The sequence below is a fragment of the Ruminococcus flavefaciens genome (assembly GCF_900119075.1).
Classification (GTDB): Bacteria; Bacillota; Clostridia; order Oscillospirales; family Ruminococcaceae; genus Ruminococcus; species Ruminococcus flavefaciens_Q.
Window position 1 is genome coordinate 40,728 of record NZ_FPIP01000007.1, and the last position, 25,038, is coordinate 65,765.

The window sequence follows — 25,038 nt, forward strand, 5'->3', positions numbered from 1 at the left end:
GGGAGCTTTTTCAATCTGTATATTCAGTGTGGTTCTTGCCGTTGCGCTTGCCTTTATAAAGGCGTTTATCGGCTTGGCTTATGACCTTGTCGATGATATCGTCGGGAGCACCCTCGCAGATACCTATCGTCATTGTTACGGAAAACGTAGTATCGTCCTTGACAAACTGCTGCTGACTTATCAAGGTCACTATCTTATCGGAGAAAAGGCGTCCCTTTTCAAGCTCCTCATCGGGGATAACAAAGAGGAATTCCTCTCCGCCCCACCTTGCGGCACAGCCGCTGTCAGGGAGATTATCCGATATGACCTCGGCTACGGTGGAGAGCACGCAGTCTCCGAAATCATGACCGTAGGTATCATTGACTTGCTTGAAATTGTCGATATCTCCGATACCGAGCACGTAGTTTCTGCCTGTTTCCCTGCTTTTTTCGCATATTTCCGTGAGACTCCTGTGCATTGCGCGGCGGTTGCTGAGCTTTGTCAGGGGATCGACAGAAGCCATAATGCGAAGCTGTTCGTTCTGTACTCTCAGTTTGCATTCGGTATATCGGTTCATGAAGGTATATATAGTCGTAGAGTATACCAGTACAAATGAGCCTATAAATATATTTATAAAGTAAAAAACAGAAGCAAATGCAGTATCATCGATGTTGTAAACTGTATAATTATTGTCACGGTAGATGTATTTCAGTACTCCATACAGCAGTATCGAGGTGAACATTACCACAAAGGGAGCCTTTTTGTTCTTATTCGGCATAAGAAAGGCTATGGGTATTATCATAAGCAGAAACATACCGAAATCAGGCACCCAGCCAACGCATATCGTTGCAAGGGATGCGTGGATTATTATTTCCGCAAGAGCTGCATATGCGAGGAGAAGCTTGTTTTTTACTTTTTTGACCAGTATGATAGTCAACGCATAGAATAATACGCTGAAAACATTGAATATTGCCATATTCTTGACGCCTGCATTCAGGAAAAGGAAGAAATACAGTATATGTGCAGCCAGACAAGCGGCAAGTGCAAAGAAATAGGCAATGAATTCTATCCTGTGCGATACCAGATGATCCATTTTTTCAATGAATCCGAGGTCTTTTTCGTAGTTTTCTTTTGTATACATATGTATATATCACTCCCTTTGGCAAAAAGGATGCTGACCGAATGTATTATTCCGTCTGTTTTGATATATGTTTTATATAGGATAACGCTTTTTATCCAGTCTTTTCTCGAATTCCTCCAGCGGAAGGGGCTTGTCAAAGAGATAGCCCTGTGCAAGCTCGCAGTCATTCTTGCGGAGAAGCTCCAGCTGAGCAGGAGTCTCAACGCCCTCTACGATACATTCAAGACCGATCTCCTTAGCCATAGCCATAACGTGCTTGAACATTATGCTTCTTGTGCTGTCATTTGATTCGCCGTCCAGAGGAAGGAATATCCTGTCGACCTTCAGCACATTCCACGGAACAACTCTTATGAGGTTAAGTGAAGAATAGCCCATGCCGAAATCGTCCACAGAGGTGTAAATATTCTGGTGGTGAAGCCCGTCAACTACGCGGCGGAGGTCCTTGAATTCCACGTCGGTGGTGGTCTCGGTAAGCTCTATCTCAATGAACTGGTGAGGTACTCTGTGCTTGTCTATTATCTCTATGAGAGTCTGGAGAAGATCGGGGTTAGTCATATGCCGTCTTGAAAGGTTAACAGACACGCGGACCACATTTCTGCCTTCGTCCAGCCATTTGCGGATATGGCGGCACACCTTGTCCAGCATATAGAAATCCAGCTTGCATATCTCGCTGGTCTCTTCGAGAACGGGGATAAACTCCATAGGCGGAACTATCCTGCCGTCATGGAACCAGCGGCACAGCGCCTCTGCGCCGCATATCTCGCCTGTGAGAATATTCACCTTTGGCTGATAGAAAACGTGGAATTCTTCGTTTTTCAGAGCCTCTGGGAACATATTCTGTATGCGCCTTGAGCGTTCTCTGTCGGACATGAGCATATCCGAGAAGAAAATGATATTTCCCTGAGCGCCGTTCCTTGCTATCTGATAGGCGTGCATTATCTTGCCCATGATATCATTCGGGACAGTTACCGTATAGCCGTCGGGAATGACGAAAACTCCTGCATAGCAGGATACACGGGCGGTATTGCCGTTTTTATCTATGACTACTATTGCTTCGTTAAGGTAATCGAGGAGGTCAGGCAGGTCGGTCTGGTCACATATACAGACAAAGGCGTCACCGCCGAGACGTGAAACGATACCGCTCTCGCCGATAAGCTCCTCTATATGCCTGTAGTGATTGATGAGAGTCGTATCTCCGCTGTTTCTGCCGAATTCCTCGTTTATCAGGGCGAAATGCCTGAGATTATAGTTTATGGCAGCCTTGCCGTCAAAATCGCCGGGCTGACATTTACATGCCATATACCTGAAAAAGCTGCGGATATTGCGGAAGCCCATATCGTCATAGAATGCAAGCTCCTCGGCAATTACCTGCAAACGGTTGCGGCTTATAAAGGCGAGGGCAGTCCTCATGGTAAGGTCAGCCATGAACAGCTCCTCATTTGAGAGGGGCTCCTCGTCCTCGGCCATATATATGGTCATGGAGGTTATTGCCATAAGTCTTGTTACAAAGCGCACTGTATGTATAGGCTTGCCGTCTTTTCCCGTATCGTAGCTGCACATTTCTTCGCCCTTTCCCAGCTTTTCGTCAGCAGGGCTGCGGTAAAAATGGGTAACAGCCTTTGAAAGTCGGAACATAGCCGCTATTTCGTTTAATATTTTTTCTATCTGAGGAATATCAGGTTCCTGATTTACTATCTGCGTAAGAGAAGCAAGCAGCGTATACAGACGATAAAAGTCAAGCTCACGCTCATTATTCATTATTGCTACCTCCGTTCTATCGAATTTGAAAACACAGATGTATTTGATCATATATATTATACATTTTTTTTCGCCTTTTTTCAAGAGATAAAATGTAAATTCTTTAATATACACATAAAAACGCTCCCATTTGGGAGCGTTATCTATTTATTCGGTTGAAAGTTCTGCGAGCACGAGCTGCTCGGCGTCCTCCTGAGGCATCGGACGTCCCCAGATATAGCCCTGTATCAGGTCACAGCCTATCTCCTTGAGAGTTTCGAGCTGTTCGGGCTCTTCAACGCCCTCGGAAATTACGCTGAATCCCATGATATGGCCAAGGGAAATGATAGCCTCAACGTATTTCTTGGCCTTGTCCGAGTCGTTCATCTTGTCGATGAATGACTTGTCTATCTTGAGCAGATCGGCAGGGAAGTTGCTGAGGTAGCTGAGTGACGAATAGCCTGTACCGAAGTCGTCGATAGCCAGCTTTATGCCCATAGCTCTTATATCGTTTATGCACTGGAGGGCTTTTTCAGCCGAATCTATCATAATTGATTCGGTTATCTCTATTTCAAGCTGCTCTGCGGGGAGACCGCTTGATTTGAGAAGCTCCTTCAATTCTTCAAGGAAGTCGTTCTTCATCAGGTGCCTTACAGAGGCGTTGAGGCTCAGGATAAGGGAATTGCCTGTCCTTGCGCGGAGCTCTCCGAAGAAAACGGCTGCCTTTCTGAAAACTGCGGAGTCAAGCTTGTCGATAAGACCGACCTTTTCTGCCACGGGGATGAATTCAGCAGGGGACATTATCTGTCCGTCGGCGTCCTTGATACGCGCCAGAGCCTCAAAGCCGCGGAGCTTATGAGACATATCGTACTGAGGCTGCAAATGGAAGAAAAGAGAGTCTTTCTTCAGAGCGTCCCTTATCTTTCCCTCTATTTCGAGAGTGCGCTCGGTCTTGAGCAGATCGGGGGTAAAATGCAGGATATGGACGCTGCTCTTTCGTGCCTTTACTTCGGTAAGTGCGGCGTCTGCGTAGGAGAACAGCGAATCTGGAGTCTTGGCGTCGGAGGGGTACTCCGCATAGCCGAAGCTTGCTGTTATGAAGAAGTCGCAGCCGTCAATGGTAAGGCGGTCTCCGAGAACGGCTTCATAGTGCTTTATGGTCTTCATTATGCCCGTTTTGGAGTGATAACCGCGGATTATCAGTACATATTCGTCGCCGTTCACACGGGCTACGAAGTCAAGGGTGCCCGAGGTACCTGCATCGGCAATATTCTTCCAGCGCTTAGCTATCTCAATGAGGACTTTATTTCCCGATTCATAGCCCATTGTGCTGTTTATGCCCTTGAAGCTGTTGATGTCGATGTGAACAAGTGCGAATTTCTTGCTGTCCTTGATGAGCTTGTCCAGAAGCTCTGAACAGGCGAATCTGTTGGGAAGTCCGGTTAGTCTGTCAGTAACAGCCTGATCGCGCATACGTTCCTGATATTCATTCGCTTTGTTGTTTCTGATGTAGATTATTATTATAGCGAGTATTGTCAGGATATTACCGAAAACACCTGGTATATTGCTCAGGTTGTGGTGGACGATGATAGACTGGAAGACAAGCGGAAATTGCAGCAGGAGTATTCCCAGCGCGGTATAGAAGCCTATTTCACCGAAAAACACTACAAGCAGGATTATGCATATGTTTCCCAGATTTGAAACAGCACCTGTGATAGCGCCGAGAGGGATAGGCTGTCCTGCCAGCATTATAGGCGGAGGATTACCGCCTACAGAGAGCATTCGGCAGACTACAAAATCCGCTATATACAGCAAAAGTATCAGCACAAAGAATAGCGGATAATACTTCTTGCTTTTAGAAAGAGCGTCCAGAGTTTTTTGGAACGTCTTTTTTTCCTTATTTTTTTTCAAATCAATATTCCCCCGTTTCTAATGGAAATATTTATATATCGAAAATAATGTCAAAAACTGGATATAATCCACAGATATACATTAGTATTATACACTATAAATAAAAGAAAAGCAATAGATAAATTATTAAAATCTGTTTATTTTTGTAAAATAATGATTTTTTGACAGAAAAACAGGCTGCCTGAGCAGCCTGTATCCTGTTATTATTCACTTTTACCCGTTTCTGAATGGCTTGTGATAAAATCTTCAAAGTCACTGACAGGCATCGGCTTTGCGAAGTAGTAGCCCTGAAACAGATTGCAGCCCATTTTTTCCAGCGCCTCGTACTGCTCCGCTGTTTCAACGCCCTCTGTAAGTGAGACGATGCCCAGCTCCTTGGTGAGGTTGATGATGTTCTTGACGATAGTCTTAGCCTTTTCCTTGTCGCTGGTCTTGCCGAGGAACTTCATATCTATCTTCAGTACGTCAACAGGCATATCCTTCAGCATATTCAGCGATGAATAGCCGCTGCCGAAGTCGTCCATCTCAACGATGAAGCCCGATTTCCTGAACTCGTCAAGGAGAGCCATTCTGTTTTCGGCGTCGTTCATCATTACGGTCTCGGTTATCTCGATACGGAGCTTTGAGTGGTCGAGCCTGAATTCCTCTGCCAGCTTCTTTATCTCGCCCACAACGTCCACGAAGTAGAAGTCCTTTGGTGAGATATTTACCGATATGAAGAGGTCTATGCCCTGTCTCTGCCAGCGTGAGAGTATCTCGCAGGCACAGCGCCACATATGCTTGTCTACCTCGACTATCATGCCGTTTTTCTCGAAAACGGGGATAAACATACCTGGTGAAAGGAATCCGCGGTCGGGGTGTATCCACCTTACCAGAGCCTCAGCGCCTACCAGCTTGCCGTTCCTGTCGGCTATAGGCTGCAGATACGGGCGAAGCTGTCCTGTATTTATAGCGTTGTAGACCTGTGAGGATATCTCCTGATCCCAGAGCAGCTTTTCGCGTATCTCATTATCATAGTAGGCGATGTGAGTCTTGTATTCGTCGCTGATATTTGACAGTGACAGATGAGCTCTGTCGAACATGAGTGAGATATCATTGGTATCGTTTTTGTCAACGTCGTAAACGCCGAGATGTATCAGCAGATGATAGCCGTATACGGCAAGTCTGCTCTTTATCGTGAAGTGCGCCAGCTTGTCCTCGAGGAAGTCGGCGTCAAATTCCTGCTTTGGTATGCACACGCCGAAGGTATCTCCTGCAAGCCGTCCGTAGCAGCCGCTTTTAGGTATGTTCTCGCGGAGCCAGTCTGCGATATGTATTATAGCATAGTCGCCGAATTTAGTGCCGAAAATATCGTTTACCACCTTGAAATTCTTTACGTCAACATAAACTATGTAGTACTCAGTGTCGGGATTTGCGGACATTGTCTCGAAAATGCGCTGATAGAGGTACTCACGGGTATAAAGTCCCGTCATAAGGTCGTGAGTTGCATCGTACATCTCACGCTTTAACCTCTGCTGCTCCTCGGTGATGTCGCGTATTCGCAGATATGTTCCCGAAAGCTTCTGATTATCCACAGCGCGGCTCTCTTCGAGAGTGTAGTACCTTGCGTCGCTGCCGCTGCCTATTATACGCTGATTGGAGCTGTTGACGTCAGGAGAGCCGAACATTTTCGCCAGCTTGCCAGTTACCTCGTCAAGCTGCTCAGCGCTTAATTCCACCAGCTTGAAGCCCTGTTCGTTTGCCCATATGCAGTTGCCGGAGCTGTCGAAAATGTAAAGATATTCCGACATTTCCGATACTATATCGGACAGCATACGGTCAAGAAGTCTCAGAGGTCGGTAATACAGCGCAAAATAGAATATCAGCAGACCTAAGACGCCAAAGCCTATCATCGAGGTATCTACGGGACGTCTTGACAGTATGTAGAAGGTCTGCCATATGCCCTCTGCTATGATAGAGAGCAGGATTATAAGGTATTTTTCGGAATAGATACGGGGAGTTCGCTTTATGGCAACTATGAATATCAGCAGGACTGCCGCCAATATGCCGTAATCCACGATACGGTGAAAGATAAGTCCTGTATTGGGGATAAAGCGGTAATAAGCCAGCTTATCCACCATTATCTTTTCAAGCCTGAATACATGACCGAAAAGTGGGTTCAGCAGTATCTGCACCGCGTCAAAGGCAAGCAGTGCATATATGAACTTAGGCGGCTTCTGACCTTCGCCAACGCCTATACAGTACTTGTTGGTGAAGTTTATCAGAGAGAACATTACCATATCAAATCCGAGAAAGAAGAAGTAACAGCCTACCATGGCGATAGTTCGCTGATTTGAGCCGATTATGAGCAGGTTTCCGAGTACGGGTACTATAAACGAGGCTTCAAATAAGGCGACAGCTTTTCCCATGGGCTTTTTGGAACGCCGTGCTATAAATGAGCATATGCCCAGTGCGATTATAAGCACAGCAAATATTATTGAAAATACCGTTCTCACAGCTTCACCGCCTTTCGTCCGGAATCTGATAAAGTATCATTTATTATCGCCTAAAGCTTTGCATATTTTCTTGTTATCATACATAAGATTGTCTGCGCGTTCAAAAACGTCCTGTACACGCATATCCATATCGGGATCGAAGTCTGAAATGCCAGCCGCAAGAATGACCATTCCGTTATGCTTGTTTGCTTCGAGGACTTTGTTAAGCTCTGCCATAAGATGTGTACGCTCGTCGTAGTCGCTGCCCTTCATTATAACGGCAAATTCGTCGCCGCCGATACGGAAGACAGGACTGTGCTTGAAGATATTGCATATAATAGAGCAGGCATTGCGTATAAAGGCGTCGCCTGCGTTATGTCCCTTGGTGTCGTTGACCTCTTTGAGACCGTTGATATCGCATACCACAACGGAAAATGGCGGCTGAGTGCACTTTGCAATATAGTCGTCAAGCTCTGCTTCAGCCTGAGCATAGGCGCGTTTGTTCTTTACGCCTGTAAGGGAATCCTTGTTCGCCATATCCTGATATGCGAATTCCTTCTGCATAGCCTCGTCGATATTGGCAACGGCGATGATTATATGGTCGGAATCGTCCTGAGGACGAACAGCATACAGCGAAACATACTGCGGTCTGCCGTCGAGCATAAGTCTGTAGTTTACAGGTACCTTGCCATAGGTAGAGATGCCCTTCATCAGGTTTTCCTTCTGCATGACCGTAGACATCATATGGAGGTCGGGCTCGTAGATATCGCGCTTCATGTTCATCTGCGATTCGGCAAAGAAGTCCTTGCCTGTAGTGCCGACCTTTAGCTTTCTGTAGTTTTCGCTTGCGCTGTACTCAGTGTACTCGTTGGTGACGATATTTACAAGATAGATGACCTCATAGCGCTTTGCCAGTGCAAGAGCTATATCGCTGAATGTCTGGCTCTGAGCTTCACGGCTTTTTTCCGCGTCGATGTTGCGGACGCCCACAACGATATGCTCCTTGTCAGCTTTCTGGATAAAGGCGAGGAGATTAACGTAGTGATATTCATTGTCAACAAGCTGCTGATAGGTAAGCGAAACAGTTCCCTTTTTGCGGAGAGCCTTTAAAAGAACGTTGCGTTCCAGCTTATTTATGATATTTTCGCGGTCATCAGGGTGGATAACACGCTTCATATCCTCTTTTGCGCGTTCAAAGAAGTCGTTTCCGCTTCTGCCGAAGCCCTGCTTTGAAAAGGACTCACTGGAGCTGTATTCGGTATAGTTGCCTGTTTCGATGTCGATATGGTAGATTATCTCGAAAAGGCTTGCCAGTGATTTAGCTATCTCCGCATAGGCACGGCTGTTCTTTTCATTTTCGAGCTCCTTGCGCTTTTCGGCGTCGATATCACGGACGCCTATGACAATGCTCCTGTCATCGGAGCGAATGGTCTTCAGGAAGAAATATCGCGGCACACCGTCAATGACGAGGCGGTAGGTCAGCGAAAATGAGCGCCCGTTTTCCAGAGCTTTCAGTACGTTGCTTTTCTTGAAAGTTTCAAGGAAATATTCCTGATCCTCCTTATAAACGAGCTCACGGCAGTTCTGAGGCAGGTCTTCATAGAAGTTCTTTCCGCTGGATACCTGTACCAGCTCCTTATCGTCTCCGCTGGGGGAGTATTCAACATAGCTGTCATCTTCAGCGTTTATAACATAAATACTGCAATAGTCGTTGGCAAGTGCCAGCGCGAGTCTTGCAAAGGATATGGGAGTTTTGTCATGCTTTTTCATACGTTCAGCTCCTTTTAAGGCAGGTCATAGGTAAAAACAATTATATAATGATAAAATGCTGTGTTAATGTTATTATCTTTTTGTCTAATTATACCATAGTAATTTATTATTTTCAATACTGAACCACTATATGTTTACATATAATTAACAAATTGACAGGGGAGCTTTTCTTGCATTTTTTCATAAAATGTGGTATACTATTACTATAGATTACGCAGACAGGAGGCTGAGTACCGATGTTAAGGCTTAAAAACAGAATAAAAAGGCTCAGCCGAAGCGAGCTTTTGATAAAGGGGCTTTGTCTGTTTACAATGGTGCTGTATCTGTACTGCGTCCTAAGCATAACTCTAATCGACAGGACGTCGGGAATGCGCCGCCATGTCCTCAGACCTATGTGGGAGCTGAGCACTATGCTGCAAAGCGGCAATTACAGCTACTGGTCGGGGCAGATAGGCGGAAACCTCATAATGCTCCTGCCTCTTGGCTTCATGCTGCCCATAATGTCCGAAAAGTTCAGGAATATAAGGGCTGCCGCCATTGCAGGCTTTGTTTTCTCCCTGTTTATCGAGTTTTCTCAATATTACACAGGCAGAGGACTTTTTGAGTCGGATGATATAATCCACAACACTATCGGAGCCTGCATAGGCTGTATCATGTACGTGTTCATATTTGAAAAGCTTTTAGGCAAAGAGTCCGAAATGGAATGAATATCGGATCATAGTCCCGAAAACGGTGTATACGGAGCCGTTTCGGGACTTTTTTGCGCCTGTACGGGTGTAAATGTTGACAATGGCGGCAGGAATAGTGTATAATAAATCTATGTGAGCTTCTGCGCCATGACAGTTTGTCAGGCACAGATATGGTCAATTAAAGGAGAAAACAGACATGATTATTACAAAAACACCGTTCCGTATGTCGTTTTTCGGCGGCGGAACTGACATGGAAAGCTTTTTCAACGAAAACGGCGGAGCAGTGCTGTCCACCACATTTGACAAGTACTGCTATGTGAACGTCAGACATCTTCCCCGATTTTTCGACTATACCACGGAGCTTTCCTATTCAAAGACGGAGCGCGTGAAAAATGTTGAAGATATAATGCACCCCCTTATCCGCAATGCCATGAAAATGCTGGATATGCACGAGATAAGGCTTACCTACGAGGCTGACCTGCCTGCCCGTTCGGGACTTGGCACAAGCTCCTCATTTGCAGTAGGTCTGCTGAATGCATTCTACGCTCTTAAAGGCAAGTATGCCGATAAGAAGCGACTTGCGGAGGAGGCTATCCACCTTGAAAGAGTCCTCTGCAGCGAGGCAGGCGGCTGGCAGGACCAGATAGCGGCTTCCTACGGCGGCTTCAACCGCATTAATTTCAGCGACGAAGGCTTTGAGGTGCTCCCTGTTATCATAAGCCCAGAGAGAAAGCGCAGGCTCAACGAAAATCTTATGATGTTCTTTACGGGATTTACCCGTTTTTCCGCAGATGTCCAGCAGGCAAACAAGCTTGACGCCGCTGAAAAGAAGGCTCAGCTCAAGGAGATGTACAGCCTTGTGGACGAGGCGGAGCGTGTCCTTACGGATAAAACTGCCGACCTTGACGAGTTCGGACGTCTCCTCGACCACACATGGAGACTGAAAAGACAGGTGGGCGCGGCAGTCAGCACCAACAGCATTGACGCTCTCTACCAGAAGGGCATGGACGCAGGAGCCCTCGGCGGAAAGCTTCTCGGAGCAGGCGGCGGCGGATTCCTTGTATTCTACGTTCAGCCCGAAAAGCAGGAAAGCGTAAGACACGCCATGAAGGACCTTATGTATATTCCGTTTGAGTTCGAGAACGGCGGTACACAGGTGATACACTATACTCCCGAGATATACGTTCCAAAGGAAGAGGAGTAAGATGAAAACAGTAATTATGGCAGGCGGAAAGGGCACGAGGATATCCTCTGTAGCCTCCGATATACCAAAGCCGATGATAAAAATAGACGGAGTCCCCGTGCTTGAGCGCGAGATATGCTGTCTCAGGGAGCAGGGCTTCACCGACCTGATACTGACCGTATCCCATATGTCCGAGCAGATAATCGGGTATTTCGGCGACGGAAGCAGGCTTGGCGTGAATATCGAGTATTTTGTTGAGGAACAGCCTCTCGGCAACGCAGGAGCTCTTTTCAAGCTCCGTGACAAGCTTACCGAGGATTTCCTGCTTCTCAATGCGGACGCGGTTTTTGATATCGACTTCAACCGTTTTGTGGACTATCACAGGAAAAAGGGCGGACTTGTCACGCTCTTTACCCACCCCAACAGTCACCCGTACGACAGCGGTCTGCTCATTGCAGACGGGGACGGAACAGCGCTGAAATGGCTTGCCAAGGAGGATCAGCGTCCTCAGTGGTACAGGAACAGAGTAAACGCAGGACTTCACGTTATATCGCCGAAAGCTCTTGATATGAGCGGCATTGACGCTGACGCCGTAGGTACCGAAAAGGACGGCAAAACAGTCAAGGTCGACCTTGACCGTCAGATATTGAAGCCACTTTGCGGCACAGGAAAGATGTTCTGCTATGACAGTCCCGAGTACGTAAAGGATATGGGAACTCCCGACAGATATGCGGCGGTTTGCGCGGACTTCAAAAACGGCGTGGTTCAGGCGAAAAACCTCCGCAGCAAGCAGAGAGCCATTTTCCTCGACAGGGACGGCACACTTAATAAATACGTGGGATTTCTGCGTAATACAGACGAATTTGAACTGGTAAGCGGTGCGGCGGAGGCTGTGAAGCTCATAAATGCTTCGGGCTGTCTTGCAATAGTTGCCACAAATCAGCCTGTTATCGCAAGAGGCGAGGTCACATTCGATGAACTTGCCGAGATACACAATAAAATGGAGACTCTCCTTGGTCACGAGGGAGCTTATCTTGACGGCATATACTTCTGTCCTCATCACCCCCATAAGGGCTACGAGGGCGAGGTGCCCGAGCTTAAAATCGAATGCGAATGCCGCAAGCCAAAGGCAGGAATGCTTCTCAAAGCCGCCGAGGACTTCAACATCGACCTTTCGCAGTCATGGATGATAGGCGATGGAGAGAACGATATACTCGCAGGCAAGGCGGCAGGGTGCAGAACTGCGCTCATAGGAAACGAAAGCTTCGGACAGGATATTACAGCTGAAACCCTGACCGAAGCGGTAAAGCTCATATTGAAGCAGTAAGAAAAGGGGAATATTAATGTTAGAGCCGAGGCTTGAAAAACACGTTGATTTTTTGATAGAAAGATATCCTGTGCTTGAAAAGTGCAGGGAGGACATTATCAAGGCTTATCTTGTCATGGAGGAGTGCTATCTCCGCGACGGAAAGCTTATGATAGCAGGAAATGGCGGTTCTGCCGCCGACAGCGAGCATATCGCAGGAGAGCTCATGAAGCGCTTCAAGATAGCACGTACTGTTCCTGACGAGTTTGCGGAAAAGCTGAAAAGCGTTGATCCTGTCCGCGGAAAGAATCTTGCTGAGAATCTTGAGCGCGGACTTATGGCGATACCGCTGGTAGCTCACGAAGCTCTGACCACCGCCTATATCAATGACGTAGACGGACTGGGAGTATTTGCACAGCAGCTCTACGGCTTCGGCAGAAAGGGCGATGTTTTCCTCGGTATTTCCACCTCGGGAAACAGCCGTAATGTAATGTCAGCAACAGTAGTTGCGAGAGCTCTCGGCATAAAGGTCATAGGTCTTACGGGAGAAAAGGGCGGCGAGCTTGCAGAAGTCGCCGATGTAGCCGTAAAAGTCCCCTCAGCTGAGACCTATATGATACAGGAGCTCCACCTGCCCGTGTATCACTGCTGGTGCTTAATGCTTGAGGACAAGTTCTTCGGCGGGAAATAAAAGTGAATTAAACGTAAAAGAGGGCGTGATATGAGGTTATCACGCCCTTATTTAAGTGTCCTGTTTTTTGTTTTTATGCGAGCCCAAGCAGTCTTTCCTGCATAGCCTGAGCGTCCATGAGGGTTATTCCGTCGCCTGTATTATTGATATCGGCGTTGAATCTGCCGATAGCTGAAAGCTTGTACTTATCGGGATTAGCCAGCGACTGCATTATGAATACAACGTCAGCCATGTCCTTTTTGCCGTCTGCGTTTGAATCGCCTGTGCGCTCCAGATCGTCGCTGAGAGCAACAGGTGAGGAGTATTTCTCGGGGCTGTACTTTACAGCAGGTCTGCCGCTGTTATTTGACAGTCTGCCGATATAAGCCTTCAGCTTATCGGAGTAGTTATCGTACATCTCGATGCAGTCTTCATCTTCAAGCTTATCAAGAATGAAAAGATTCAGCATACTGAGGTCGTGGAGATCTCCGCATAGCCCGTTCCCGTTGAGGTCACAGCGCTCGGTGAAGTATTTCCATACATCGTCGGGAAGTATGGTCGATCCTGCATCTGCCTCGGAATACAGATCGTCCATATAGATGTATGTGTTGAAGGTATCATAGATATTGAGTATGCCGTCGCCGTTGGTATCGGGGATATACATAGGATCATCGGCTTTTTCATTTATGAAGCGGATATATTCCCTGTTGAAGAGCGCACCATTGAAGGTAAGGTACTCGTTCTTAGGGAGCCATTCTTCATAGCACTGCTTTGCGTACTTGCCGAAGTCATACTTGCCCGAGCCTGCAAAAATGTCCTCATAATAGTCGTTTGTGAGGTATTCCTGCTTTAATTCGTATTTTTCAAAGCAGTACATAAGCGCATACTCGTATACCCAGCAGCAGCCCATATCTCTGCGCAGCCCGTTTTCCAGCTTCTGACAGGGATAGTACATTTCTCCAGGTATCTGAGCAGCCTCTGCCATGGTGAAGTCCATATACGCACAATTGGTGTTGTTTATGCAGTATACCCACAGATAGTTGATATCGTCGAAAAACAGCTTTCCGTCGCCGTTTATATCGTAATCTATCTCTTTGCTTTCAAGCATTTCGCAGAAAACGGGATAGCCTGCCTGCAAGTGACCGCATTCGCCGAGAACGAGACTTACAAAGTCTTTTCCGGGATTGAGGTCGTATGAGTAGGCGGACACAAGTCCGCCGTTATCGGCTTTGGCGGAGGGCTGCTTGGTCGAATTGCTGTAATAGGACGGCTTTGTGACCTCGCGAGTAAGTCCGTTTTTGAGGATAAAGTACCTGATAAGGTGGACGGTGTCATAATAGTCGACAGATTTGCTGCCGTCATAATCGGCAATCTTGTCAGCGTCACTTGTGGCTGCCTCATCGGTCTCACAGCCCTCTGTATAGCAGTACAGAGCGTAGCAGTCTGCTATGGTGAAGCTGCCGTCGCCGTTGATATCGGTGATAAGAGCTCCGCTGTCCATAGCGTCGAACATCTCGAATTCTTCTTCCCAGATCCTTGTTGAGGGGATATTTTCAAACATTGCACCTGCGGACAGAGCCGAACTGCTTACAGCAGTTGTCAGGGCCGCAGCAATGGATATCAGCTTTTTCATTGGTCTACTCCTTTCGGTATAGATTTTATGTGTTGAATACATATATTTCCACGATTATATTATACACTTTTCTTTGATAAAAATCAATAATTATATGCAGAATAAATAAAAAATAAGCTAATTTCACAATGAGATTAAGATTTGGTTGGCTATGTTGTACACCCGGGAGAAAAATATTTATACGCTATGATACTGATAGTATAAAACGACCCTGATTTGACTTTTTTTCCTATCTATATTATAATAAACTGGATATGAAAAGTCAGTGGAAAGGAGCTTGTCATGAGCAGTATAAAACGCAGAAAGGGAAAGAGCAGGATAGCTTTCCCCGAGGATTATTGCGTAGTGGATATCGAAACTACGGGACTTTCACCCGAGGAGTGCGAGATAATCGAAATAGCGGCAGTTCGGTACAGAAACGGCGAAAAGGCGGAGGTATTCAGCACCTTCGTCAAGCCCTGCAATGCGATAAGCTCATTTATTACTCAGCTTACGGGCATAACCAATGAAATGGTGGCGGATGCTCCCTGTATTTCCGACGCTATAAAGGCGTTTTACGAGTTTGCAGGGGACGATATGCTCATGGGCTACAATGTCAACTTCGATATAAACTTTCTCTATGACAATCTGCTGCGCTGTCACGGTATTATCCTTGAAAACGACTTTGTGGACGTGCTTCGCTTTGCACGTAAGGTTCTGCCTCTTATGCCCGACCGCAAGCAGACCTCCGTTGCCGCACATTACGGTATAAATATTACTGGAGCTCACCGCGCGGAAAAGGACTGCGAGATATGCAATGCCTGCTACATACACCTTCGTGACGAGATGCGCAGACAGGAGAAGGAGGACTTACATGAAGAGACTTGATATGCGTGATAAGGTCTTTAAGTACGCAGCTGAAACCTTTGGCACAGAGCCGGAATACCTATGGAGCAGGCTGCCGGACTGTGCTGTGCTGCGCCGCAGAGACAATGACAAGTGGTTTGCTGTGATTATGGACGTTAAAGCTTCTAAGCTCGGACTATCCGGACAGGGCAAGACAGATATCATAGACATCAAGTGCAGTCCCCTTATGACAGGCTCTCTGCTTGGGATTAAAGGCATTTTTCCTGCCTTTCATATGAACAAGGAGAACTGGATAACTGTGCTCCTTGACGGTACTGTTGACGAAAAGCAGATAATGTCACTTCTTGATATGAGCTATGAGCTGGCAGGGCAGAGCGGCAGCGGCAAAAGGCTCCGAACCGAGCCCAAGGACTGGCTTATACCTGCGGCGCCTGCCATGTACGATGTGGAGCAGGACTTCCGCCGCGACGGTACTATAATATGGAAGCAGACCTCAAATATGATTGTGGGCGACACGGTGTATATCTATATGGCTGCACCGATATCGGCAGTAATGTACAGGTGCGAGGCTGTTGAGGTCAATATCCCGTACAATTACGACGACGGAAAGTATCGTATCAAGAAGGCGGTGAAGCTGCGGCTTGTTCACCGCTACAGTGAGGACGATATGCCTCTTGCGAAAATGAAGGATTTCGGCGTTGCAGCCGTCCGCGGAGCAAGGGGAGTACCCAACACTCTTGCCTGCGAATTGAAAAGACTTTGCGGAAAGTAACGTCAGCAGGCTTAAGATCGGGCTTGCTTCTGCTGATTTGCATTATTTTTCAAAATGTGATATAATTACATTCGTACATTTATTTTTCCCCGATTTTTTGACAGGAGGAACTTTATGCTTAATGCTGATCTGAAGGAATTTCAATTTGCTTCTGATTTTGACGAGCTTGTGATCTCGGCTGTGCTGGCTGTACCGTCAGGAGATATAAACGGCATTGTCCAGATAGTTCACGGCATGAACGAGCACAAGGAGCGCTATTATCCGTTCATGGATTATCTTGCGGAGCAGGGCTTCATCACCGTTATCCACGATAACCGCGGTCACGGAAAAAGCATCGTAGAGCCCGACGACCTTGGCTATATGTTCAGAAAGGGCGGCGAAGGCTTCGTAAGCGATATCGCTCAGCTCAACGCAAGGATAAGAGCAGCTTATCCCAATGTTCCCGTTTTTATGGCGGCAAGCGGTATTGGAGCAGCAGGCGCAAGATGCTTTCTTAAGGAGCACGACGGCGATATCAACGGACTGGTGCTTCTCGGCACTATCTGTCACTGTCCGTTCTCGCCTGCGGCAAGAATTATCAGCTCTGTGGCTTCAAAGCGCCCGGGCAGCCGTTTCAGAAGCGAGAAGATATTCGATACTATAGACGACAGCTTCGGTAAATTCTATGAATCTCCCATAAACTCATGGCGCTGCAGCGACGCAGACGCTGTTCTTGCATACAACGAGGATCCGCTGTGCAATTTCAAGCCTACCCTCAACGGCTATACCGAGCTTGTGTGGCTGCTGAAGCAGTCCGAGTCGGGACGGGGCTGGAACGTTACTCAGCCCTCACTGCCTATCAGATTTGTTTCGGGCAAGGACGATTCGGCTATGGTTTCAGAGAAGCGCTTCATGCGCTCCGTGAAAAAGCTTGAAAAGCTGGGCTATGAGAGCATATCCCACCGTCTTTTCGAGGGAATGCGCCATGATGTGCTCATGGAGAAGAACTCCGTAAACGTATATAAGGACATCGCAAAGACCTTGTTTTCGTGGCTTGACCGCTGGAACGACCAGCGGGCAGAGGAAATGCCTGCGGAGCCTGTACAGGCGGCAGAGACTGCACCAGAGCAGGAAACAGCCGAAAACGAGGAATAATCATCATATACACAGCGAAATTGCAGGTTTTGACCGCAAACTTCGCTTAATGAAAGGAAATACTATGGATATCAACAAGGAATTGGCAAAAGAATTCGGACTAAAACAGGAACAGGTAGATAATACCGTAGCTCTTATCGACGACGACAAGACTATCCCTTTTATCGCCCGTTACCGTAAGGAGCTTACAGGCTCTCTCGACGACCAGATACTCCGTGAGCTCTATGACAGGCTCATGTACCTCCGCAACCTTGAAAAGCGCAAGGAGGAGGTAACTGCCGCTATCACAGAGCAGGAGAAGATGACTCCCGAGATAGAGGCTGCTATCAGCGCAGCTGTTACTCTTGTCGAGGTCGAGGACATCTACCGTCCGTTCAAGCCAAAGCGCCGTACCCGTGCAAGCATTGCCCGTGAGAACGGTCTCGAACCTCTTGCAGTAATGCTCATGGCTCAGGAGAACTCCACAGAGCCCGAAAAGGAGGCAGAGGCTTATATAGATGAAGAGAAGAAGATAACCGACGCTCAGACTGCATTGCAGGGGGCTATGGACATCATCGCAGAGGATATCTCCGACGACGCTGATATCAGAAAGAAGCTCCGTGCTCTTGCAGGCGAAAAGGGCGAGCTTGTGTCAAAGGCTTCGGATCCCGAGGCTGAGAGCGTATATATGAACTACTACGAGTACTCAGAGGCTATCCCGAAGGTTGCAAATCACCGTGTTCTTGCCCTTGACAGAGGCGAGAAGGAGGGCTTCCTCAAGGTATCCGTTACTCTTGACGAGACTATGGCTACAGATGTTATCTTCGGCAAGTACATCAAGGCTAACAATGCCTGCGGAGAGCTTGTCAGAGCTGCTGCCGCAGACAGCTACAAGAGACTTATATTCCCCTCTATCGAGCGTGAGATACGCTCAGAGATGAGCGCTAAGGCTGCCGAGGACTCCATAAAGGTATTCGCAGCAAATCTCCGTCAGATGCTTCTCCAGCCGCCGCTTAAGAGCAGCATTATCCTCGGACTTGATCCGGGATATGCTCATGGCTGCAAGACCGCAGTCATCGACGGCACAGGTAAGGTGCTTGATACAGCTATCATCTACCCTGTTGGTTCGGCAGGAGCTGTTGAGGCTGCTAAGAAAAAGGTCAAGGAGTTTATCCAGAAGTACAACGTAAATGTTATCTCTATCGGAAACGGTACGGCTTCACGTGAGACTGAGAGCTTTGCCGCTGAGATAGTCAAGGAAGTGCCGCAGGACGTAAGCTACATGGTAGTAAGCGAGGCTGGAGCTTCCGTATATTCCGCTTCAAAGGTAGCCGCAGAGGAATTCCCCGAGTACGACGTATCTATCAGAGGAGCTATCTCTATTGCACGCCGTTTGCAGGATCCTCTTGCAGAGCTTGTAAAGATAGATCCGAAGGCTATCGGCGTCGGTCAGTATCAGCATGATATGCCACAGGCAAGAATGAGCGAAGCCCTCGGCGGCGTAGTCGAGGACTGCGTTAACTCCGTCGGAGTTGACCTGAATACCGCTTCACATTCGCTTCTTTCCTATATCGCAGGCATAAATGCAACAGTTGCAAAGAATATCGTTACCTACCGTGAGGAAAACGGCAGATTCACAGACCGTAAGGAGCTCCTCAAAGTTCCTAAGCTTGGCAAGAAGGCTTTCGAGCAGTGCGCAGGCTTCCTGAGAGTACGCGACGGAAAGAATCCACTTGATAACACCGCAGTTCACCCCGAGAGCTATGAGGCAGCTTCATCGCTTCTCAGCGAGTGCGGCTTCACCATTGCCGATATCGCAGGCAGCGGAGCTGAGGGTATCACAGAAAAGGCAAACAGCATAGGCATAGAGAATATCAGCAAGTCCCTCGGCATAGGCGTTCCAACTCTCACCGACATCATCGGCGAGCTTAAAAAGCCGGGACGCGACCTCCGTGACGAGCTCCCCGCACCTCTTCTCAGAAGCGGCGACGTTATGGAGATAAAGGACTTAAAGCCTGGCATGGAGCTTGTGGGAACTGTCCGCAATATCATAGATTTCGGCTGCTTTGTTGATATCGGAGTCCACGAGGACGGACTTGTACACATCTCGCAGATATGCAGCAAATACATCAAGCACCCTCTCGAAGCCGTAAAGGTGGGCGAGGTAGTCAAGGTAAGAGTTCTTGACGTTGACCTCAAGAGAAACCGTATCTCCCTTACAATGCGCCTTAACGACGAGGAGGAGAAGAAGCAGCAGAAGTCCGAGCGCAGACCGAATAACAGAAAGCGCGAGGACCGCAAGCCTAAGGGTTTTGACGCGTCACAGCTCCACAACAGCAGTTTCCGTATCAAGAAGAAATAAGGAGTAGGAAATGGTTTTCAGAACTGAGGAAAAAGAGTTCAAGTGCGCAGTATGCGGCGAGGTATCGGCGCATGAAGTCATAGCCGAGCAGGAGAAACCGACAGAAGCTCCCGACCTTGATATGCGCCCCGGAGAGCCTGTCCGCTCGGGAATTAAGTACTGGGTGAGCAAGTGCCCCAACTGCGGATACTGCAATTCATCAATAGATATACCCGTGAAGTTCACAAGGGAATACCTTGAAAGCTCCAATTACAATAAGGCAGGGGACGACCTTGCAGGAAGATTCATAAAGAAGTCTCTTGCCTGCGAGAAGAACAGCCAGTGGGAGGAGGCTCTCAAAAGCTGTATGTACGCCGCATGGGTCTGCGACGACGAGGGCGACGATGAAAGAGCCGCCGAATGCCGCAGAGCTGCCGTAAGGATATACGATACCCACGGCGCAGTTTTCAAGGAAAGCGCCGATATAAAGCTGCTTGTGGCTGACCTTCTCAGAAGAAGCGGCGCTCATGACCGGGTTATACGCGATTATAAGGGAGAGCGCTTCGGCTCGCCGCTCATAATGGCGATGACTGAGTTTCAGGTAAGTCTTGCGGAGCAGGGCGATCCAGCCTGCCATAAGGCTACGGAAGTCCCCGGTGTAAGAGCAAAATAAACCATATCAAGCGGCAGTACCTTTACTGCCGCGTTTTTTATGCAAACCGCTGAAAAACATGGGCTTTAGGGTAAATTCAATAGTTTTGCTTGACACAAAAAGGAAATATGTGTTAAAATATTATCTGTACTATTATTTTTTGTTATGGAGGTTTTTTTATGGCATTTTGTAAATTCTGCGGAAAGCAGATCCCTGACGGCGGAAGCTGCGACTGCGAAGCAGCAAAGAAGGCTGCCGAGACAGCTGAAAAGGCTGAGAATGCTGCTGAGGCTGTAAAGGAGGACGCTGCTCAGGCTGTTGAAACAGTTAAGGAGGAGGCAGCGCAGGCTGCTGAAACAGTTAAGGAAGAAGCAGCAAAGGCTGTTGAAAAAGCTGAAGAAACAGCTGAAAAGGTCGAAGAAAAGGCTTCAGAGGTCGTAAACGAGGTAAGAAGCGACGCTGTAGATGCTGCAAAGGAGGCTCAGCAGAAGGCTGAGGACGCAGCTAAGCAGGCAGGAAACGGCTTCAAGCAGCTCAGCGGTGCTGATATCGCCAAGAAGGTAGAGGGTATCACAAACAGCATCAATGAAAAGCTTCCCGAGAACGTAAAGAAGAACAAGAGCCTTGTATATATTGCAGCAGGTGCTTGTGCTGCGCTTCTTCTCTGTCTTATCCTTGCAGTCTGCTCAATGGGCGGCGGCGCAAAGGGCACAGCTAAGAAGTACATCAACAATACCTACAGCAAGAAGGGCGGAAAGACCTTCTATTCACTCATGCTTCCAAAGTCTGCTATAAAGGAGCTTAAGGAAGACGACGATTTCGATGATATGGTCGATGATTACAACGACAGGATAGAGGATCTTATAGACGATCTGGACGGAAAGGCTACAGTTCCGAAGTTTGACAAGATCTCACGCAAGGAAAAGATGAAGAAGTCACAGCTCAACAAGGCTGAGGACTATTTCGAGAGTATCTGTGAGATGTTTGACGCTGATGATGACGATATCACAGTAACACAGGGCTATGAGCTCAAGATAAAGACCAAGAACAAGGACGAGGACGGCGACGTTCAGCACGAAAAGGATACTATCTGCGTTGTCAAGGTAAAGGGCGACGGCTGGAAGGTAATTCCTGCTGATGCAGACAGCATTTCTGCTTCATCAAGACTTCTCAGCAGCTTACTTGGCATAAGCTCAAGCTTCTCAGGCAAGGACAGCGACGATTTCAGTCTTGAAGATATCTTTGATTGATTATTATGATCCGAGGCAGAAATGCTTCGGATCTTTTTATTGACTAAAAGCCTTTTGTGTGATAGAATAAGTGTATTGTATTACGTTACGGAGGTCATATAATGCCATATTGTAAGAATTGCGGAAAAAAAGTACCATTATTCAAGAAATGTGAATGCACAGCAGCAGAAAAAAACGTAAAAAACAGCACAAAGCGCTTGCTTGTTTTAATTGTTTTCGTTGTATTCTTCATACTGGGCTTGATACTGGGAGTTAGTTTAGCAGGCTCGGGAACCAAGGGAACTGTCAAGACCTATGTCAAAGCGGCTTCAAGCAAAAAGGGCGGCAAGACCTTCTATTCGCTGACTATGCCCGACGAAGTCATAAAGGTCCTTAAGGACAGTAATAAGTACGATGACAAGGTGGACGCCTACAACGACATGATAGAGGACATGATAGAGGACTTAGAGGGCAAGGAGTCGGCTCCCAAGTTTGACAAGATAATGCGCGAGAAAAAGCTTACAAAGTCTCAGCTCAAGAAAGCGGAGCAGTATTTCGAGCGTATCGCCGAGAAGTACGGTGCTGAGAACGTGGATATAACGGTCACAAAGGGTAAAGAGGTCAAGTTCAGGACCAAGCATAAGAACGAGGACGGAGACTATAAGCAAGAAAAGGTAACGATATGCGTCGTCAAAGTCAAAGGCGAAGGCTGGAAAATAGCTCCCATGAGCGCCGACAGTCTCGGCTGATAAATATCCGATGTATTATCTTAGCACTTATATAAGAGTTTATAGTTATTTATCGGGGAAAACCTTTCTGAGGAAAGGTTCTTCCCCGAACCCCTTTCCAAAGACTTTTAGCTGATTTTTTCTATAACAGAGCCCCTCTGTAGTTCGTACAGAGGGGCAAATTGTTTTTTGGGGCTCTATTATAGAAAAAATGAAATAACGGTCTTGAAAGAGATACGAAAAGCCTTTTCAAAATGGTTACCTCAATAATAAGTATAAAAATTCTATATAAGTGTTAAGGATAATGCTTCGGATTTTTTATTGACTATTACTGCGATATATGGTAAAATAATTTGGTTACTGTTCAGGTGACCGTGAAGCGATACTGTATAAGAAAGCTGGAGAGATAATGGCGTCAACTATACTATATAAAACAGTGATAATGCTCATTCTCATCGGAGTAGGCGTTATCTGCGCAAAAACCAAACTCATAAGCGAGGCTTCAAATAAAGACCTGTCCAAATTCGTATTGCAGGTAGTCAATCCTGTTGTAATATTCATGTCATATCAGACGAAATACCGCAAAGAGCTGGTTAAGAACCTACTGCTGACCTTTGTTATATCGGCGGCAGTACTTGGCGCGGTGATACTGCTCTCCTATGGCTTTGTTCGCAAAAAGCAGGGCAGGGAAACGGAGATAGAGCGCTTTTCGTCGGTGTATTCCAACTGCGGCTTCATGGGTATCCCTCTTGTGGACGCTATCTATCACGAGGAGGGCGTATTCTACCTGACTGCCTTTATAACCGTGTTCAATCTCATTGTATGGACTCACGGAGTTATCCTCATTTCGGGAAAAAAGGACTTCAAACAGGTGGTAAAGGTGTTCTATTCGCCTACAATTATAGCGATATTTCTCGGACTTATCACGTTCTTTGTGCAGATAAAGCTCCCCTCGGCACTGGCTGATTCTCTCGGATTCATCAAGGAGATAAATACTCCCATGGCTATGATAGTTTCGGGAGTCACTATAGCAGGCACGAATATCCCGAAAATGCTGAAAAACTACAGGATATACTACGTATGTTTGTTAAAGCTCCTTGTGATACCTGTTATAATAGCTGTACCGCTGGTGCTTTTGGGCGGCATAGAAGAAAAGGTTCGTATGACCATTCTCATTGCTTCGGCAGCACCTCCGGCGGCAATGTGTACCCTCCTCAGCATAAGATACGGACGGAATTCAGTGTATGCTTCTGAGATTTTTACGTCAGGAACTATACTCTCTGTTGTCACTTTACCCCTTGTAGTTAAAGCTACGGAATATTTAACAAAAATACTATAAGTACTTTGGCAAAAACGCTGATTTTATAAATTTTTGCCCTAAAATGTTTGAAATTTAATAATAGTGTGTTATAATATAATTACGTTAAAAGAGATTGACTTTACAATAAAAAGAAAAAATTATACGGGCAGTTATAATAAAAATTACTGCTCAAAAGGCCTGCGGGGATATGCAGTTTGTACATAGTGGACTTCGTTCCAAACACTGAATTTTTGAAGAAATGGAGTTGTTGTTGTATGGAAAAAAGAGGAATCAGTAAACTCGACCTGAAAAGAAGAAACAGGATGCAGATTCTTAGAGTTATCAGAGAATCAGGCCCCATATCCCGTGTTGATGTGGCAAGCGCTCTCGAGATCACAAGAGCTGCCGTAACTATCATCACCAATGAAATGATAGAGGAGGGCGTGCTCGTTGAGATAGGCGAGGCTCCTGTAAACACCGAAAAGCTCCAGAAAGGCAGAAGAAAAATCCTCATTGATATCAACGTAAACAGCCGTTTCGCCCTTGGTGCAACAGTTGATGAAAAGGAAGTAAGCATAGGTCTTACAAACCTTAATTCCGAGGTTCTTGACAAGGCAAGCATGGTCATCGACGACAGAACTACCAGCAAGGACATCATCAACTATATTATCAAGACCAGCAACGAAATGGTTGAAAACAGCGCACTTACCAAGGATAAGATACTTGGCCTCGGCGTTGGCGTTGTGCCTTCCATGTGGGGCAAACTCAAGATTTTCTATAAGGACGGAGTTCTTGACTTTACAAACTTCATAGATAAGCTGTCGGGCGGTCTCAATTTTGAGATACACTGCGGCAACGCTATCGGACTTATGGCGCTTGCAAGCAATGATTTCAGAACGCTCAACGGCTATCAGACCAATCAGGCATTCATTCATAACGGCAATCAGGTCAATCTCGCTATCATCAACAAGAACGAGCTTTCTGCCGATTATGTATCCTATACATCTACTATCGAGAGATACATCGTTTGTCCTAACGGTAAGGCCTATGAGGGCTATCCTAACGGCTCAGTAAAGGCTGAGCTTTCAAGAACAGCTATGCTCAATGCTTTCTTTGAGATCTATTCCAAGGACAAGACACCTGTGCTCTACGAGCTCACAGAGGGCGACAAGAACGCTATCAACACAGATAATGTATTCATGGCTCTTATGAGAGGCGAGGAGGCTGTAAAGAACGTAGTTGACGATATCATCGCCAAGTACACAGTGCTCATCAACAATCTGGCTATCAGCCATTTTGCAAAGAAGATAGTACTTCACAATTTCAAGCTCAACGAGAAGCAGTTCGACTACTGCAAGCGTGAGATGATACGCCTTGTAAGCGAAGAGATCGCTGACAGAGTAGTACTCAGCAAATTAGACGGAAAGAACAATTTCCTCGGCGGCTGTGCTCTGATAATTCAGGATAACTTCTATGTAAGAGGCGGAATGCAGTAAAATAGTAACAAAACCCGTAAGAAGCTCAGCTCCTTACGGGTTTTTCATCGTGTAGGGGCGAACATCGT

The 25,038-nt window shown here is 46.9% G+C and carries 19 protein-coding genes; 13 read left to right on the top strand and 6 right to left on the bottom strand.

All coding sequences use genetic code 11. The features are described 5' to 3' along the window. Positions 1–10: 10 nt before the first annotated feature. The 5 genes from BT105_RS10505 to BT105_RS10525 form a co-directional block, all read right to left on the bottom strand. Positions 11–1,120 (bottom strand): GGDEF domain-containing protein, encoded by a 1,110-nt coding sequence (locus BT105_RS10505; protein WP_072300706.1) that lies wholly within the window; start codon positions 1,118–1,120, stop codon positions 11–13. A 72-nt stretch (positions 1,121–1,192) separates the two neighbouring features. Beyond that, positions 1,193–2,878 carry a bifunctional diguanylate cyclase/phosphodiesterase gene (locus BT105_RS10510; RefSeq protein WP_177243963.1) on the bottom strand — a complete coding sequence of 562 codons (1,686 nt, stop codon included), beginning with the start codon at positions 2,876–2,878 and terminating at the stop codon, positions 1,193–1,195. 147 nt (positions 2,879–3,025) lie between these two features. After that, a complete protein-coding gene (locus BT105_RS10515) occupies positions 3,026–4,768 on the bottom strand; it encodes a putative bifunctional diguanylate cyclase/phosphodiesterase (protein ID WP_072300708.1) in 1,743 nt (580 codons plus the stop codon). Between the two features lie 203 nt (positions 4,769–4,971). Then, positions 4,972–7,263, bottom strand: coding sequence for a putative bifunctional diguanylate cyclase/phosphodiesterase (locus BT105_RS10520; protein WP_072300709.1), 2,292 nt, complete (start codon positions 7,261–7,263; stop codon positions 4,972–4,974). Positions 7,264–7,299: 36 nt separating this feature from the next. Then, the gene (locus BT105_RS10525) at positions 7,300–9,012 is read right to left on the bottom strand and encodes a sensor domain-containing diguanylate cyclase (RefSeq protein ID WP_072300710.1); all 1,713 of its coding nucleotides are present in this window, start codon (positions 9,010–9,012) and stop codon (positions 7,300–7,302) included. Positions 9,013–9,248: 236 nt separating this feature from the next. On the opposite strand from BT105_RS10525, the gene BT105_RS10530 reads away from it, so the two are divergent. The 4 genes from BT105_RS10530 to BT105_RS10545 all read left to right on the top strand — a co-directional run bounded on the left by BT105_RS10530 (position 9,249) and on the right by BT105_RS10545 (position 12,881). Beyond that, on the top strand, positions 9,249–9,719 hold the full coding sequence (locus BT105_RS10530) for a VanZ family protein (RefSeq protein WP_081367865.1): 471 nt from the start codon (positions 9,249–9,251) through the stop codon (positions 9,717–9,719). A 178-nt stretch (positions 9,720–9,897) separates the two neighbouring features. Beyond that, complete coding sequence (locus tag BT105_RS10535) at positions 9,898–10,905, top strand: GHMP family kinase ATP-binding protein (RefSeq protein WP_072300711.1); 1,008 nt, start codon at positions 9,898–9,900, stop codon at positions 10,903–10,905. A gap of 1 nt (position 10,906) precedes the next feature. Beyond that, the gene (locus BT105_RS10540; protein WP_072300712.1) at positions 10,907–12,211 is read left to right on the top strand and encodes an HAD-IIIA family hydrolase; all 1,305 of its coding nucleotides are present in this window, start codon (positions 10,907–10,909) and stop codon (positions 12,209–12,211) included. 16 nt (positions 12,212–12,227) lie between these two features. Further along, complete coding sequence (locus BT105_RS10545; RefSeq protein ID WP_072300713.1) at positions 12,228–12,881, top strand: D-sedoheptulose-7-phosphate isomerase; 654 nt, start codon at positions 12,228–12,230, stop codon at positions 12,879–12,881. 73 nt (positions 12,882–12,954) lie between these two features. On the opposite strand, the gene BT105_RS10550 is transcribed toward BT105_RS10545, so the two are convergent. Beyond that, positions 12,955–14,493 (bottom strand): hypothetical protein, encoded by a 1,539-nt coding sequence (locus BT105_RS10550; protein WP_072300714.1) that lies wholly within the window; start codon positions 14,491–14,493, stop codon positions 12,955–12,957. 282 nt (positions 14,494–14,775) lie between these two features. Between BT105_RS10550 and BT105_RS10555 the strand changes: the two genes are divergently transcribed. The 9 genes from BT105_RS10555 to BT105_RS10595 all read left to right on the top strand — a co-directional run bounded on the left by BT105_RS10555 (position 14,776) and on the right by BT105_RS10595 (position 24,970). Beyond that, positions 14,776–15,360: a 3'-5' exonuclease gene (locus BT105_RS10555; protein ID WP_081367866.1), complete on the top strand. Its 585-nt coding sequence runs from the start codon at positions 14,776–14,778 to the stop codon at positions 15,358–15,360. Next, positions 15,347–16,111: an MmcQ/YjbR family DNA-binding protein gene (locus BT105_RS10560; protein WP_072300715.1), complete on the top strand. Its 765-nt coding sequence runs from the start codon at positions 15,347–15,349 to the stop codon at positions 16,109–16,111. Before BT105_RS10555 ends, BT105_RS10560 begins: the two co-directional genes overlap by 14 nt. Before the next feature lie 114 nt (positions 16,112–16,225). Further along, on the top strand, positions 16,226–17,245 hold the full coding sequence (locus tag BT105_RS10565) for an alpha/beta fold hydrolase (protein ID WP_072300716.1): 1,020 nt from the start codon (positions 16,226–16,228) through the stop codon (positions 17,243–17,245). Between the two features lie 64 nt (positions 17,246–17,309). Further along, complete coding sequence (locus tag BT105_RS10570; RefSeq protein ID WP_072300717.1) at positions 17,310–19,586, top strand: Tex family protein; 2,277 nt, start codon at positions 17,310–17,312, stop codon at positions 19,584–19,586. Positions 19,587–19,596: 10 nt separating this feature from the next. Next, positions 19,597–20,238 (top strand): hypothetical protein, encoded by a 642-nt coding sequence (locus BT105_RS10575; protein ID WP_072300718.1) that lies wholly within the window; start codon positions 19,597–19,599, stop codon positions 20,236–20,238. Between the two features lie 158 nt (positions 20,239–20,396). After that, on the top strand, positions 20,397–21,467 hold the full coding sequence (locus BT105_RS10580; protein ID WP_072300719.1) for a hypothetical protein: 1,071 nt from the start codon (positions 20,397–20,399) through the stop codon (positions 21,465–21,467). A gap of 101 nt (positions 21,468–21,568) precedes the next feature. Continuing rightward, on the top strand, positions 21,569–22,195 hold the full coding sequence (locus tag BT105_RS10585; RefSeq protein ID WP_072300720.1) for a hypothetical protein: 627 nt from the start codon (positions 21,569–21,571) through the stop codon (positions 22,193–22,195). Positions 22,196–22,583: 388 nt separating this feature from the next. After that, positions 22,584–23,513, top strand: a complete 930-nt coding sequence (locus BT105_RS10590) for an AEC family transporter (protein WP_072300721.1) — start codon at positions 22,584–22,586, stop codon at positions 23,511–23,513. A gap of 236 nt (positions 23,514–23,749) precedes the next feature. Next, positions 23,750–24,970, top strand: a complete 1,221-nt coding sequence (locus BT105_RS10595; protein ID WP_072300722.1) for a MarR family transcriptional regulator — start codon at positions 23,750–23,752, stop codon at positions 24,968–24,970. The last annotated feature ends 68 nt before the right edge of the window (positions 24,971–25,038 follow it).

Bases quoted from the DNA above. Each gene is read 5' to 3' on its own strand.
- BT105_RS10530 (WP_081367865.1), top strand. From the start codon at position 9,249: ATGTTAAGGCTTAAAAACAGAATAAAAAGGCTCAGCCGAAGCGAGCTT.
- BT105_RS10570 (WP_072300717.1), top strand. From the start codon at position 17,310: ATGGATATCAACAAGGAATTGGCAAAAGAATTCGGACTAAAACAGGAA.
- BT105_RS10540 (WP_072300712.1), top strand. From the start codon at position 10,907: ATGAAAACAGTAATTATGGCAGGCGGAAAGGGCACGAGGATATCCTCT.
- BT105_RS10585 (WP_072300720.1), top strand. From the start codon at position 21,569: ATGCCATATTGTAAGAATTGCGGAAAAAAAGTACCATTATTCAAGAAA.
- BT105_RS10565 (WP_072300716.1), top strand. From the start codon at position 16,226: ATGCTTAATGCTGATCTGAAGGAATTTCAATTTGCTTCTGATTTTGAC.
- BT105_RS10580 (WP_072300719.1), top strand. From the start codon at position 20,397: ATGGCATTTTGTAAATTCTGCGGAAAGCAGATCCCTGACGGCGGAAGC.
- BT105_RS10505 (WP_072300706.1), bottom strand. From the start codon at position 1,120: ATGTATACAAAAGAAAACTACGAAAAAGACCTCGGATTCATTGAAAAA.
- BT105_RS10595 (WP_072300722.1), top strand. From the start codon at position 23,750: ATGGAAAAAAGAGGAATCAGTAAACTCGACCTGAAAAGAAGAAACAGG.
- BT105_RS10510 (WP_177243963.1), bottom strand. From the start codon at position 2,878: ATGAATAATGAGCGTGAGCTTGACTTTTATCGTCTGTATACGCTGCTT.
- BT105_RS10575 (WP_072300718.1), top strand. From the start codon at position 19,597: ATGGTTTTCAGAACTGAGGAAAAAGAGTTCAAGTGCGCAGTATGCGGC.
- BT105_RS10590 (WP_072300721.1), top strand. From the start codon at position 22,584: ATGGCGTCAACTATACTATATAAAACAGTGATAATGCTCATTCTCATC.
- BT105_RS10550 (WP_072300714.1), bottom strand. From the start codon at position 14,493: ATGAAAAAGCTGATATCCATTGCTGCGGCCCTGACAACTGCTGTAAGC.
- BT105_RS10555 (WP_081367866.1), top strand. From the start codon at position 14,776: ATGAGCAGTATAAAACGCAGAAAGGGAAAGAGCAGGATAGCTTTCCCC.
- BT105_RS10525 (WP_072300710.1), bottom strand. From the start codon at position 9,012: ATGAAAAAGCATGACAAAACTCCCATATCCTTTGCAAGACTCGCGCTG.
- BT105_RS10545 (WP_072300713.1), top strand. From the start codon at position 12,228: ATGTTAGAGCCGAGGCTTGAAAAACACGTTGATTTTTTGATAGAAAGA.
- BT105_RS10560 (WP_072300715.1), top strand. From the start codon at position 15,347: ATGAAGAGACTTGATATGCGTGATAAGGTCTTTAAGTACGCAGCTGAA.
- BT105_RS10535 (WP_072300711.1), top strand. From the start codon at position 9,898: ATGATTATTACAAAAACACCGTTCCGTATGTCGTTTTTCGGCGGCGGA.